The organism is Rhizobium sp. CNPSo 3670 (genome assembly GCF_057784555.1).
This window is the reverse complement of record NZ_JBXSOL010000002.1, coordinates 163985-177625: the sequence shown is the minus strand read 5'-3', so window position 1 is coordinate 177625 and position 13641 is coordinate 163985. Positions and strand designations below refer to the sequence as shown.

At 60.7% G+C, this 13641-nt stretch carries 12 protein-coding genes; 11 read left to right on the top strand and 1 reads right to left on the bottom strand.

Features of this window, described 5'->3' with window-relative positions; translation table 11 throughout:
* Nucleotides 1-48: 48 nt before the first annotated feature.
* The 7 genes from mmsA (at nucleotide 49) to AC13QO_RS02520 (ending at nucleotide 7974) form a co-directional block, all read left to right on the top strand.
* Entirely contained in the window at nucleotides 49-1587 is a 1539-nt protein-coding gene (mmsA, locus tag AC13QO_RS02550) for a multiple monosaccharide ABC transporter ATP-binding protein (RefSeq protein WP_085779017.1), read from the top strand.
* Nucleotides 1584-2795: a multiple monosaccharide ABC transporter permease gene (gene mmsB / locus AC13QO_RS02545; protein ID WP_085779016.1), complete on the top strand. Its 1212-nt coding sequence runs from the start codon at nucleotides 1584-1586 to the stop codon at nucleotides 2793-2795. The genes mmsA and mmsB overlap by 4 nt, the downstream gene beginning before the upstream one ends.
* Before the next feature lie 115 nt (nucleotides 2796-2910).
* A complete protein-coding gene (gene araD1, locus AC13QO_RS02540; RefSeq protein ID WP_488539835.1) occupies nucleotides 2911-3906 on the top strand; it encodes an AraD1 family protein in 996 nt (331 codons plus the stop codon).
* A 66-nt stretch (nucleotides 3907-3972) separates the two neighbouring features.
* Complete coding sequence (locus AC13QO_RS02535; RefSeq protein ID WP_221113372.1) at nucleotides 3973-5406, top strand: aldehyde dehydrogenase family protein; 1434 nt, start codon at nucleotides 3973-3975, stop codon at nucleotides 5404-5406.
* Nucleotides 5407-5465: 59 nt separating this feature from the next.
* A complete protein-coding gene (araD, locus tag AC13QO_RS02530) occupies nucleotides 5466-7205 on the top strand; it encodes an L-arabinonate dehydratase (protein ID WP_488539834.1) in 1740 nt (579 codons plus the stop codon).
* Nucleotides 7206-7324: 119 nt separating this feature from the next.
* Entirely contained in the window at nucleotides 7325-7567 is a 243-nt protein-coding gene (locus AC13QO_RS02525; RefSeq protein ID WP_488539833.1) for a type II toxin-antitoxin system Phd/YefM family antitoxin, read from the top strand.
* On the top strand, nucleotides 7564-7974 hold the full coding sequence (locus AC13QO_RS02520) for a type II toxin-antitoxin system VapC family toxin (protein WP_488539832.1): 411 nt from the start codon (nucleotides 7564-7566) through the stop codon (nucleotides 7972-7974). The genes AC13QO_RS02525 and AC13QO_RS02520 overlap by 4 nt, the downstream gene beginning before the upstream one ends.
* A 113-nt stretch (nucleotides 7975-8087) precedes the next feature.
* Here AC13QO_RS02520 and AC13QO_RS02515 read toward each other — a convergent pair whose 3' ends face one another.
* Complete coding sequence (locus tag AC13QO_RS02515; RefSeq protein ID WP_488539831.1) at nucleotides 8088-9035, bottom strand: LysR substrate-binding domain-containing protein; 948 nt, start codon at nucleotides 9033-9035, stop codon at nucleotides 8088-8090.
* A 407-nt stretch (nucleotides 9036-9442) separates the two neighbouring features.
* Between AC13QO_RS02515 and AC13QO_RS02510 the strand changes: the two genes are divergently transcribed.
* From AC13QO_RS02510 to AC13QO_RS02495, 4 genes are all read left to right on the top strand, one after another.
* Nucleotides 9443-10420: an ABC transporter substrate-binding protein gene (locus AC13QO_RS02510; protein ID WP_488539891.1), complete on the top strand. Its 978-nt coding sequence runs from the start codon at nucleotides 9443-9445 to the stop codon at nucleotides 10418-10420.
* A 93-nt stretch (nucleotides 10421-10513) separates the two neighbouring features.
* Complete coding sequence (locus AC13QO_RS02505; RefSeq protein WP_488539830.1) at nucleotides 10514-11587, top strand: ABC transporter ATP-binding protein; 1074 nt, start codon at nucleotides 10514-10516, stop codon at nucleotides 11585-11587.
* A complete protein-coding gene (locus AC13QO_RS02500) occupies nucleotides 11584-12753 on the top strand; it encodes an ABC transporter permease (protein WP_488539829.1) in 1170 nt (389 codons plus the stop codon). The genes AC13QO_RS02505 and AC13QO_RS02500 overlap by 4 nt, the downstream gene beginning before the upstream one ends.
* Entirely contained in the window at nucleotides 12750-13538 is a 789-nt protein-coding gene (locus AC13QO_RS02495; protein ID WP_488539828.1) for an ABC transporter permease, read from the top strand. The genes AC13QO_RS02500 and AC13QO_RS02495 overlap by 4 nt, the downstream gene beginning before the upstream one ends.
* The last annotated feature ends 103 nt before the right edge of the window (nucleotides 13539-13641 follow it).

Below are 13641 nucleotides of genomic sequence, written 5' to 3'. Positions count from 1 at the left end.
TTATGATTACCCACCCATTGACGGGCTGGGGACGCTGGAAATTTGACTATGGACAATACCATCCTCGAAATGCGGAGCATCACCAAGACGTTCCCGGGCGTCAAGGCGCTGGAGAACGTGAACCTCAAGGTTCGCAAGGGTGAAATTCACGCATTGGTAGGCGAAAACGGGGCCGGCAAATCGACCCTGATGAAAGTGCTATCGGGTGTTTATCCCACCGGAAGTTATGATGGCGATATCGTCTATGAAGGCGAGACGCGCCACTTCAAGGCGCTGAGGGACTCCGAAGAAATCGGCATCGTCATCATCCACCAGGAACTGGCGCTCGTGCCGTTGCTGTCGATCGGCGAAAACATCTTCCTCGGCAACGAGAACGCCAAGAATGGCGTCATCAGCTGGGATGAGACCTTCAACCGTACCAAGCAGCTGCTCAAGAAGGTCGGCCTGTCCGAATCTCCGAACACGCTGGTGACCGACATCGGTGTCGGCAAGCAGCAGCTCGTCGAGATCGCCAAGGCGCTGTCGAAGAGCGTCAAGCTGCTCATCCTCGACGAGCCGACGGCCTCGCTCAACGAAAGCGATTCCGATGCGCTGCTCATGCTGCTGATGGAGTTCCGCAAGCAGGGCATCACCTCCATCATCATTTCTCACAAGCTGAACGAAATCCGCAAGGTCGCCGACCAGATCACGGTCCTGCGCGACGGCATGACCGTCAAGACGCTCGACTGTCACGCCGACGAGATCAGCGAAGACATTATCATCCGCAACATGGTCGGCCGCGATCTCGAAGACCGCTATCCCCCGCGTTCGGTGCCGATCGGCGAAACCATTCTCGAAGTGAAGAACTGGAACGCCTATCACCAGCAGCACCGCGACCGTCAGGTCCTGCACAATATCAACATTACCGTCCGCAAGGGCGAGGTCGTCGGTATCGCCGGGCTGATGGGGGCAGGGCGCACCGAATTCGCCATGAGCCTGTTCGGCAAGTCCTATGGCCACAAGATCTCGGGCGAAGCATTGATGCACGGCAAGCCGGTCGATGTCAGCACCGTGCGCAAGGCGATCGACGCCGGTCTCGCCTATGTCACCGAAGACCGCAAGCAACTCGGCCTGGTGCTCAACGACACGATCCTGCACAATACGACCCTCGTCAATCTGAAGGCTGTGTCCAATGCCTCGGTCATCGACAGCGTCAAGGAATCGCGGGTTGCGGCCGACTATCGGTCGAAGCTGCGCATCCGTTCCTCCAGCATATTCCAGGAAACGGTCAATCTTTCCGGCGGCAACCAGCAGAAGGTGGTGCTGTCGAAGTGGCTGTTCTCCGGCCCCGATGTCCTGATCCTGGACGAGCCGACGCGCGGCATCGATGTCGGCGCGAAATACGAAATCTATACTATCATCAACCAGCTTGCCGCCGATGGGAAAGGCGTTCTGATGATCTCGTCGGAAATGCCCGAACTGCTTGGCACTTGTGACCGCATCTACGTGATGAACGAAGGACGCATCGTCGCTGAACTGCCGAAGGGAGAAGCAAGCCAGGAAACCATCATGCGCGCTATCATGCGCTCAGGGGAGAAGAAACAATGACGCCGATCAATCAACCCATCGCTGAGCAGGGGCGTGTCGTCTCGATCGGAGACTACATTCGCGGCAACATCCGCGAATACGGCATGTTCATCGCACTCATCGCGATCATGGTGTTCTTCCAGTTCTCGACCGGCGGCGTTCTCTTCAGGCCGCTCAACCTGACCAACATTATCCTGCAGAACTCGTTCATCGTCATCATGGCGCTCGGCATGCTGCTCGTCATCGTCGCCGGCCATATCGATCTGTCGGTCGGCTCCGTCGTCGGCTTCATCGGCGCCATCGCCGGCGTGATGACGGTGCAGTGGCACATGAATTATGTCCTGGCAGGCGTCGTCTGCCTGGCGCTCGGCGCGCTGGTCGGCGGTCTGCAGGGCTATTTCGTCGCCTATCACAAGATCCCGTCCTTCATCGTCACACTCGCCGGCATGCTGGTTTTCCGCGGTCTGACGCTGTTCGTGATGACGGCATCGGGCACCGGCACCAGCATCGGTCCGTTCCCGCCGGAGTTCCAGCTGATCAGCATCGGCTTCCTGCCCAACCTCTTCGATATGGGCGGCATCAACTCGACCTCGATCATCCTGACCGTCGTCGGCGCCGTCACCCTGTTCTACTTGGCCTGGCGCAAGCGCCTGTCGAACGAGAAGCACGGCAATGACGTCGAGCCGATGGGCTTCTTCCTCGCCCAGAACATTATTGTCTCGCTCGCTATCCTGGGGCTCGGCTACCAACTGTCGATCTATCGCGGCTTCCCGAACGTGCTGGTCGTCATGCTCGTTCTCGTCGCCGCCTATGCCTTCATTACCCGCCGTACGACGATCGGCCGCCGCATCTACGCCATGGGCGGCAACGAGAAGGCGACGAAGCTTTCCGGTATCAATACCGAGCGGCTGACCTTCCTGACCTTCGCCAATATGGGCCTGCTTGCCGGTCTTGCCGGCCTCATCGTTGCGCTGCGCCTCAACTCGGCGACGGCCAAGGGCGGTTTCGGTCTCGAGCTCGACGTAATCGCCGCCTGCTTCATCGGCGGCGCATCGGCCCAAGGCGGCGTCGGCAAGGTGACGGGTGCGGTGATCGGCGCGCTTATCATGGGTATCATGAACAACGGCATGTCGATCCACGGTCTCGGCACCGACTCGCAGCAGATGGTCAAGGGTGCGGTGCTTCTCGCCGCCGTGTTCTTCGACGTCTACAACAAGAACAAGGGCTGAGCGCCTAAGCGCAGTCCAGGCATTCGCAGTCATATAAATGATGGATTCCGGCTCCCGTGGGAGCCGGACAGGCGGAGCTTTTCTGAGACTCGCCGAAACGAGAAGGATTGAAGTCGTGCTTATTTCCCAGATCAAGGGTGCCAACGGAGAGATCGTCGTCGCCGTGCGCGAGCAGGGCGGCGCGGCAAGGTCGGTCAAGAATGCCGGCAGTGTCTATGCGCTGGCGATGGAAGCTGCCGACGGCGGCAAGTCGCTTGCCACGGTTATCGAGGCTCATGGTTACGGCGATGCCGTCGATCTCGAAAATGCCTATGCGGAAGGCCGCTTCCTGCCGCCGATCACCCATCCCGACGCCGCCCACCTGCATCTGACCGGCACTGGCCTGACCCATCTCGGCTCCGCCGCTACCCGCGATTCGATGCACAAGAAGACCAGCGAGGCGGCCGAGGAAACGCTGACCGACTCGATGAAGATGTTCAAGATGGGCCTGGAGAACGGCAAGCCGAAATCCGGTGAAAAAGGCGTGCAGCCCGAGTGGTTCTACAAGGGCAACGGCTATGGCACGGCTGCCCCCGGCGCTCCGCTCATCTCACCCTCCTTCGCGCTCGATGGCGGCGAAGAGCCTGAAATGGCCGGCATTTACGTCATCGCCAAGGACGGTACGCCGTTCCGCATCGGCTTTGCGCTGTCGAACGAGTTTTCGGACCACGTCACCGAACGGATCAACTATCTCTATCTGGCCCACTCCAAACTGCGCCCGGCAGCCTATGGTCCGGAAATCCGCATCGGCGCCGCACCCGACGATATCCGCGGCACTTCGCGCATCAAGCGCGGCGACAAGGTGATCTTCGAAAAGCCCTTCCTGTCGGGCGAGGCGAACATGTCGCACACCTTTGCGAACCTCGAATATCACCATTTCAAATATGGCCTCTTCCGTGTTCCCGGCGATGTCCATGTCCATATGTTCGGCACGGCGACCCTGTCCTTTGCCGACGGCATCAAGACGGAAGAGGGCGACGTCTTCGAGATCGAAGTCGCCGAATTCGGCCTGCCGCTCAGGAATCCGCTGAAGATCGCGGCCGAAGAAGAAATCGCCGTCAAGCAGCTCTGATTTTTGAGATCCGGCCGCCTGGTGGCCGGATCGTGATGTAAACGGTAAAGGAGGCTTGTTCAGCCCATGACCATTTATCAAAACCTGATCGCCGGCGAATGGGTCGGCACGAACGCGACGAAGAACATCAATCCGTCGGATACGAACGAGGTCGTCGGCCTCTATGCCGACGGCAGCGCGGAAGATACGAGAAACGCCATCGCCGCCGCCAAGGCCGCATTTCCGGCCTGGTCGCGCTCCGGCATCTGGGAACGCCACGTCATCCTGAAGAAGACGGGCGACGAGATCATGGCGCGCAAGGACGAGCTCGGCGCGCTGCTCGCCCGCGAAGAGGGCAAGACCCTGCCTGAGGCGACCGGCGAAGTCATCCGCGCCTCGCAGATCTTCGAATTCTTCGCTGGCGAGGCCCTTCGGCTCGCCGGCGAGGTCATCCCGTCGGTTCGCCCGAATATCGGTGTCGAGATCACCCGGGAGGCGCTCGGCGTTATCGGCATCATTACGCCGTGGAACTTCCCGATCGCCATTCCCGCCTGGAAGATCGCGCCGGCGCTCTGCTATGGCAACACGATCGTCTTCAAGCCGGCCGAGCTGGTGCCGGCCTGCTCCTGGGCGATCGTCGATATCCTCAACCGGGCAGGGCTGCCGAAGGGCGTCCTGAACCTCGTCATGGGCAAGGGCTCGGTCGTCGGCCAGGCCATGCTCGAAAGTCCCGACGTTCACGGCATTACCTTTACCGGTTCCACCGGCACCGGCCGGCGCGTCGCTGCCGCCTCCATTGAGCATAACCGCAAGTTCCAGCTCGAGATGGGCGGCAAGAACCCGATGGTCGTGCTCGACGATGCCGACCTCAACGTCGCCGTCGAGGCAGCCGCCAATTCGGGCTTCTTCTCGACCGGCCAGCGCTGCACGGCGTCCTCGCGCCTGATCGTCACCGAAGGCATCCACGACAAGTTTGTCGCGGCGCTCACCGACAAGCTGAAGACGCTCGTCGTCGACAATGCGCTCAAGGCCGGTACCCATATCGGTCCCGTCGTCGACGAACGGCAGCTGAAGACCGATACCGACTATATCGAAATCGGCAAGAAGGAAGGCGCCAAGCTCGCCTTTGGCGGCGAGGTCATCTCGCGCGAAACACCCGGCTTCTACCTTCAGCCGACGCTGTTTACCGAAGCGACCAACCAGATGCGCATTTCGCGCGAGGAAATCTTCGGGCCTGTGGTCTCGGTGATCCGGGCGAAGGATTACGACGAGGCGCTTGCCATCGCCAATGACACGCCGTTCGGCCTTTCGGCCGGCATCGCCACTACCAGCCTGAAACATGCGACGCATTTCAAGCGCAATTCCGAAGCCGGCATGGTCATGGTCAACCTGCCGACGGCAGGCGTCGATTTCCACGTTCCGTTCGGTGGCCGTAAGGGGTCGTCCTATGGCCCGCGTGAGCAGGGCAAGTACGCCGCCGAGTTCTACACAACGGTCAAGACCGCTTACACGCTGGCTTGAGATATCCGATGATCCGGGCCGTACGAGGCGGCCCGGCAGTCACCTGAAGGACAGAGATTATGAAGAAGAAAGCGGAATGGCCGCGCAGGCTGAGGTCGCAGGAATGGTACGGCGGCACGAGCCGCGACGTTATTTATCATCGCGGCTGGCTTAAGAACCAGGGTTATCCGCACGATCTGTTCGACGGACGACCGGTCATCGGCATCCTCAACACCTGGTCGGATATGACCCCCTGCAACGGTCATCTGAGAGAACTCGCCGAGAAGGTGAAGGCGGGTGTGTGGGAGGCCGGCGGCTTCCCTCTTGAGGTGCCGGTGTTCTCCGCGTCCGAAAACACCTTCCGCCCGACCGCGATGATGTATCGCAACCTTGCTGCGCTGGCGGTAGAAGAGGCGATCCGCGGCCAGCCGATGGATGGCTGCGTGCTGCTCGTCGGCTGCGACAAGACCACGCCGTCGCTGCTGATGGGTGCTGCCTCCTGCGACCTGCCGTCGATCGTCGTCACCGGCGGACCGATGCTCAACGGCTATTTCCGCGGCGAACGCGTCGGCTCCGGCACGCATCTCTGGAAGTTCTCCGAGATGGTGAAGGCCGGCGAGATGACGCAGGCCGAATTCCTCGAAGCGGAAGCGTCGATGAGCCGTTCGTCGGGCACTTGCAATACGATGGGCACGGCCTCGACGATGGCGTCGATGGCAGAGGCGCTCGGCATGGCGCTGTCAGGCAATGCCGCGATCCCGGGCGTCGATTCCCGCCGCAAGGTCATGGCGCAGTTGACCGGCCGCCGTATCGTGCAGATGGTCAAGGACGATCTGAAGCCCTCAGAGATCATGACGAAGCAGGCCTTCGAGAACGCTATCCGCACCAATGCGGCGATCGGTGGATCGACCAATGCCGTCATCCATCTGCTCGCCATTGCCGGCCGCGTCGGCATCGATCTGACGCTCGACGACTGGGACCGCTGTGGCCGCGACGTTCCGACGATCGTCAACCTGATGCCGTCAGGCAAGTACCTGATGGAAGAGTTCTTCTATGCGGGCGGCCTGCCTGTCGTGCTGAAGCGCCTCGGCGAAGCCGGCCTTCTGCACAAGGACGCGCTGACGGTCTCCGGCGAAACCGTCTGGGACGAAGTCAAGGATGTCGTCAACTGGAACGAGGAGGTCATCCTGCCCGCCGAGAAGGCGCTGACGTCGTCCGGCGGCATCGTCGTGCTGCGCGGCAACCTCGCGCCCAAGGGCGCAGTGCTGAAGCCCTCGGCGGCTTCGCCGCATCTTCTGGTGCACCGGGGCAGGGCGGTCGTGTTTGAGGACATCGACGACTACAAGGCCAAGATCAACGACGACAATCTCGACATCGACGAGAATTGCGTCATGGTGATGAAGAACTGCGGCCCGAAGGGTTATCCCGGCATGGCCGAGGTCGGCAATATGGGCCTGCCGCCGAAGGTGCTGAAGAAGGGCATCCTCGACATGGTGCGGATCTCAGACGCCCGCATGTCCGGAACGGCCTACGGCACCGTCGTGCTGCACACCTCGCCGGAAGCCGCTGTCGGCGGACCGCTGGCGGTCGTCAGGAACGGCGACATGATCGAGCTCGATGTGCCGAACCGTCGCCTGCATCTCGACATATCAGACGAGGAACTGGCGCGCCGTCTCGCCGAATGGCAGCCGAACCATGACTTGCCGAAATCAGGCTATGCCTTCCTGCATCAGCAGCATGTCGAAGGCGCCGATACCGGCGCCGACCTCGATTTCCTCAAGGGATGTCGCGGAAACGCTGTCGGCAAGGACAGCCACTGAGTGGACGCATTCAAGATTTGAATCGTTGAAAAGGCGGGGCGAGAGCCCCGCTTTTTTGTTGCACTTGTTCAACGAAGAAATGACGCTATATTCTGTGAAGGTGTACAGGAGATATGGTCATGTCGAAAGTGGTGGGCGCAGCCGAGTTCAAGGCGAAATGTCTGAACCTTATCGATCAGATGCGCAGCGACGGTGAACCGATCGTCATCACCAAGCGCGGCAAGCCGGTTGCCGTGCTTTCCCCGGCGCGAAACACAGACGAAAGCAAGAGCATCATCGGCGCGATGAAGGGCAGCGTGTTGCGCTATGACGATCCGCTGTCTCCGGTCGTCGAGCCGGAGGATTGGGACGTCCTCCGTTGATCGTCATCGATACGCATATCCTCGTCTGGGCAATGCAGGACGACGCTCGCCTCGGTTCACAGGCCCGGCGCATCATCGACGAGATGACCGGGAAAAGCCGGATTCTGATGTCCGCGATCACACCTTGGGAAATTGCGACGCTCGTGCAGAAGGAGCGCTTAGCGCTCGGCGACGATGTCGGGCGTTGGATCAACAGCGCTCTGTCGCTGCCCGGGCTTCAGCTCGCGCCGATCGAGCCTTCCATCGCGATAGACAGCGTTCGGCTGCCCGGCGAGTTTCATGCCGACCCCGCGGACCGCATCATCGCCGCCACCGCCCGGTTCCATCGCGTACCGTTGCTGACGGCCGACCAAGCGATCCTTAGCTACGGTGCACTCGGCCATCTCCAGGTCCTTGCGGCTGGTTAGACGTTGCGGATGTCAAGATCTTGCGCGAGACCGTCATGCGATGTTCCTCGTTGGCGCTCTGCTCAAGAAATCGCGCGGATCCCTGGCCCTTTGCGCCGGAAAGCGGACGCGTTTTATCCCGCCGCGCCTTCACTGGACGAATGGCCACCCGTCGTTGCGGTTATCGCCTGCTGTATCCACGTTCGGAAGCGTGCCTGCGTCACCTCGTTCCAGCGTTCGCGCGCTCCGACAAAATAATAGCCACCCAGGCGAACGTCCGTTTCAAGCAGTTCGACGAGCCGGCCCGCGCGAAGATCGTCTGCGGCGATCAGGCGTGTGGCCAACGCGACTCCCTGGCCCGTGACGGCTGCGTCCACCGTGAGATTGGCTGACCACAATCGCGGTCCGTTCAACACGATCTCCTGTTCGAAGCCCGCCTTGCGGAACCACTGTCGCCATTGATCGCGACTTTCCTCGTGGATCAGCGGCTGGCGAACCAAATCGTCAAGGGTGCGCACGGGGCCATTCCTGCTGATCCAATCCGGGCTCGCGACCGGGAACATGCGAGGCCGTTCCAGCAGAATCCAACGGACATTTCCTCTTGGTTCCTCCGAATAGCGGATGTCGACATCGGCCTCATAGCGGGTGAAATCCGGCTCGAGGTCGGTCGCACGCATGACAAAGTCGATCCCGGGCAAGGCGAGCTGAAGCTGGTTGAAGCGCGGCGTCAGCCAGCGCGTTGCAAGACCGGGCACGCACCAGACGCGCAGGACGGTGCGGCTGACGGCGGGCCGCAGCTCAGCGGTCGATTTGGCGATAAGGTCGAAGGCCGTTCCCACAGTCTCGGCAAAAACCCTGCCTTCCACCGTCAGCCGGATGCCGCGCGGGCCGGCATCGACAAGCCGCGTGCCAAGCCAGGCTTCCAGATTTCGGACATGCCGGGATATGACGGTATGGCTGAGATTGAGATCGTCTGCGGCCTTGCGCATCGAGCCCAATCGACTGACTGCTTCGAAGGCGCGAACCATGGACAGGGGCGGCAAACGCCCGCGTGGCGGATCGCCGTCCAGCTCGGTTGCCACTGATTTCCCTCTGCGCAAGCGTATCCCCAATGAAATGGGCTGCGATCGAACCAAAGTCAGACTGCTGTGCACGACCCGTTATGCCACAGAACCCGAAGATCCTGTGTAATGAAGAGTGGTGCACCGTGGTGCATATTATGCACCACTGATTCCTCGAATGGAATTCGCAATTTTCGATCACAAGCAGGCGGATTCCGGGCAGGGCCGGTTGAAACTGGCGGCGGCTGGTCTGGAGTGGTGCATCCATGGTCCCACCGCGGCCAAGAAAAAGCGCCTTCTCGCCTCCCGGGACATAGGACAGCATTGCTGCATCACTAACAAACAGGGGAAAAAGAATGAACCTCAACAAAACCTCAACGATTGCAGCTCTGGGCTTGTTGTCGCTGACGCTTGCCGCCGGGCCGGGCATGGCCCGGGATCTCACCGTGGCATCCTGGGGTGGGAATTTTCAGGATGCCCAGCGGGAAATTTACTTCAAACCTTTCTCCCAACAGGCCGGCCGGCCGCTGCTGGATGAAGGATGGGATGGCGGCATCGGTGTTCTCCAGGCGAAGGTCAAGGCAGGCAGCCCTTCCTGGGATGTCGTGGAGGTCGAAGCCGATGAACTGGCGCTCGGCTGTGCCGACGGGCTTTTCGAAAAAGTGGACTGGAACAAGCTTGGCGGCAAGGACGCATTTTTGCCTTCGGCCGTCAGCGATTGTGGCGTCGGCGCCATCGTCTGGTCGACCGCGATCGCCTATGACGGCGCCAAGATTGCCGATGGTCCCAAGTCCTGGGCCGATTTTTGGGATGTGAAGAAATTTCCGGGCAAGCGCGCCCTTCGCAAGGGGCCGAAATACACGCTCGAATTCGCGCTGATTGCCGACGGCGTTCCGGCCGACAAGGTTTATGAAGTCCTGGCGACGCCGGATGGCGTCGATCGTGCCTTCGCCAAACTCGATGCCCTGAAACCGAACCTCGTCTGGTGGACATCAGGCGCTCAGCCGCTGCAATTGCTTGCTTCCGGCGAGGTGGCCATGACCAGCGCCTATAACGGCCGCATCACGGGCATCAACCGCTCCGAAGGCAAGGCGTTCAAGGTCGTCTGGCCAGGCAGCATCTACGCGGTGGACAGCTGGGTCGTCCTGAAGGGCGCTGAAAACAAGGATGCGGCCTTCGACTTCGTCGCCTTCGCCAGCAAGCCGGAAAGCCAGGCGAAACTGCCGCAATATATCGCCTACGGCCTCACGAACAAGGCCGCGGACAAGGACCTGCCACCGGACCAGCTCGCAGACCTGCCGACTGCGACCGCCAACATGACGGGAGCACTCAGCCTCGATACGGACTTCTGGATCGACAATTCGGAAGCGCTGACGAAGAGGTTCGACGCCTGGCTAGCGCAATAACAGCGCTATTTTCTCCCCACGGATCGCTCCAAGAAGCAATACGTGGGGCTTTCCATGTTCCTAAAGAAACGACTATCTGAACGGAGGGCCATCATGGCTACCCCGCGCATACGCTTTGAAAGAATCTCCAAATCCTTCGGCCCGCTGCAAGTCGTCAAAGACCTGTCCCTCGATATCGACAAGGGTGAATTCGTCAGCCTTCTGGGACCCTCGGGCTCGGGCAAGACGACTTTGCTGATGATGCTTGCGGGATTTGAAAATCCGACCGGCGGCGGCATCTTTCTCGACGGCCGTCGTATCGAACATCTGCCGCCGCACCGGCGCGAAATGGGCGTCGTTTTCCAGAATTACGCCCTCTTTCCCCACATGTCGATCGCCGACAACATTGCCTTTCCGCTCAAGATGCGCGGCATCGGACGCAGCGAGATCGAGGATCGGGTGACGCGTGCGCTCGACATGGTGCAACTGTCGGCATTGAGCAGCCGAAAACCGGCCCAGCTTTCCGGCGGTCAGCAGCAGCGTGTGGCACTTGCCCGGGCACTGGTATTCGAGCCCACCGTGGTGCTGATGGACGAACCGCTCGGGGCGCTCGACAAACACTTGCGCGAACAGATGCAACTCGACATTCGCGACCTTCACAAACGCCTGGAACTGACCGTGGTGTTCGTAACCCACGATCAATCGGAGGCGCTGACCATGTCGGACCGAATTGCGGTCTTCAACCATGGAAAAATCGAGCAGATCGGCTCACCACGTGAGATCTATGACCGCCCGCGGACGCGCGTTGTCGCCGAATTCATAGGCGAAACCAATCTCATAGAAGGAACTGTCAAGGCAACGGATCCAACCGGGACGGCAGTCGAGATCGTCGAGGGGCGGCATGTGGTCGTATCGGGCGGCCGCTCCCTTTCCGTCGGAAGCCGCGTCCACATTTCCGTCCGTCCCGAGCGGATTTCTCTTGCGGCACATGGAAACGGCTCGCCGGCCAATGCCCTGCCGACAAAGATACTCGACAGCGTATACCAGGGCGATCACCTGCGGGTGCAGCTCGACGAAGATGCCTTTCGCTTCGTGGTTCGAACCGACAGGCGATCGGCGGAGTGGCCGCCGGGATCCGACGTGGTGGCGCATTTCTCACCGGACGACTGCTGGGTGATCGCCGCATGAGCGTTTTTCGTCAACGTCTCGGCACCTTCGCCCTCGTGTTTCCACTCGCCCTGTTTCTGAGCGTCTTTTTTATCTGGCCGCTTCTGACCGTGCTGGGTCAAGCGGTGTCGGATCCGGTCGTGAGCCAAAACCTGCCGCGCACGACAGCCGCTGTTTCCACCTGGGACCGTATCGCCAAGCCTTCGGACACCATGCATGCCGCTCTCGTCGACGATCTGAAATTGATCGAGGACGACCAAAGCCTGGGCGAGGTGGTGAGACGATTGAACAGTGCCCAGCCTGGCTTCCGCACTCTGATGAGGAAGACCGTCACGGCCGTGAGAGATAGCACGCAGCCGATCGTCCTTGGAGAGGTCGATCCGCGATGGAACGATATTGCGTTCTGGCGGGCAATTGCGGAGGCCATCAGCCCTTATTCTGATCGCAATCTTCTTGCTGCCGTCGATCTTCAACATGATGCCGCAGGGGCGATCGTGGCCATGCCGGCCGAGGAGTCGGCCAACCAGGCGATTCTTCTCAGGACCTTCGCTGTGGCTGCTGTCGTGACCTTGGCGACCTGCCTCATCGGGCTGCCATACGCGATGCTGGCGGCCGCCTCGAACGGCTGGCGACGCCAGCTTCTCCTGGTTGCCGTGCTTCTGCCGCTATGGACCTCGCTTCTGGTGCGCACAGCAGCCTGGTACATTCTTCTTCAGGACAAAGGCCTCATCAACTCGGCGCTGATGTCGCTCGGCCTCGTCAGCAATCCCTTGCCGCTGCTCTTCAACAGGACAGGTGTCATCATCGCCATGACGCATGTATTGCTGCCTTTCATGGTTCTGCCGATCTACAGCGTTCTCATTGCCATTCCGCGAAATCTCATGCCGGCGGCCGCTTCTCTCGGTGCGAGGCCAATCAGAGCCTTCCTGCATATTCTGCTGCCTTTGACGCTGCGCGGCATCGCCTCCGGCGGCCTGCTCGTTTTCATGGCAGCGCTCGGCTACTACATCACGCCCGCGCTTATCGGCGGACCGAAGGACCAGATGATCAGTTCGGTCATTGCCTTCTACGCTACCGGTTCCGCCAATTGGGGCATGGCGGGCGCGCTCGGTATCGTTCTGCTTGCCGTGACGGTCGTGCTTTATGGCATCTATGGGCGGCTTTCCACGGAGACGACAGGGGCATGAGAATGGCGCGGTTACTCAAATTCGTGTTCGGCGCGGCAACGGTCGTCTTTCTGCTGGCTCCGCTTTTGACGATCCTACCGATCGCATTTACATCAAGCAGCTTCCTGGCCTATCCCATACCAGCCTTTTCGACCCGCTGGTTTGCAGAGCTTGCAAATACCGACGCCTGGCGGCGATCCATCGTCAACAGCTTGCTGATCGGCACCGGAACCACCCTGCTGTCGACGGTGCTTGGTATGCTTGCGGCCCTCGCATTGCGCAGGCGCATTGCGTTCCGTTCGACATTGCGAACGATTTTCCTCCTGCCCATGGTCGTTCCGGCGGTCGTACTCGGTGTTGGGCTGCAGATCCTGTTTGCCCGGCTCGGATTTGCGAACACCTTTGCCGCGGTCATCGTCGCGCACACTGTTGTCGCGCTCCCCTTCGTTCTGGTCAGTATCACCGCATCGCTCGAAGGCATCGATTATCGGGTCGAGCGGGCGGCGGCGAGCTTAGGCGCTTCCCCCCGGCGTGTTTTCTGGAAAATAACGCTTCCGCTTGCTGTGCCGGGGGTGCTGTCGGGCGCAGTGCTGGCCTTTGCCACATCGCTGGACGAGGTGGTGCTGACTCTTTTCGTTGCCGGACCGAACCAGTTGACGCTCGCGCGCCAGATGTTCTCCTCTATCCGCGAAAACATCAGCCCGGCCATCGTCGCAGCAGCATTCCTGTTCATCGTGGGAACAGTCTTACTCGGCGGCCTGTTGGCCGCCGTGCACAAGCGCGCCCGCATCGCGGTCGCAGGCTGAGATCTCGATCACTCTTGGTGATTTGTCGGCTTCAAGCAGGGTGAGACGATTTCGTCCAATGGCGGATTTGGGCGGGGCGCCCGGGCTTGATCGGAGGCAGGGG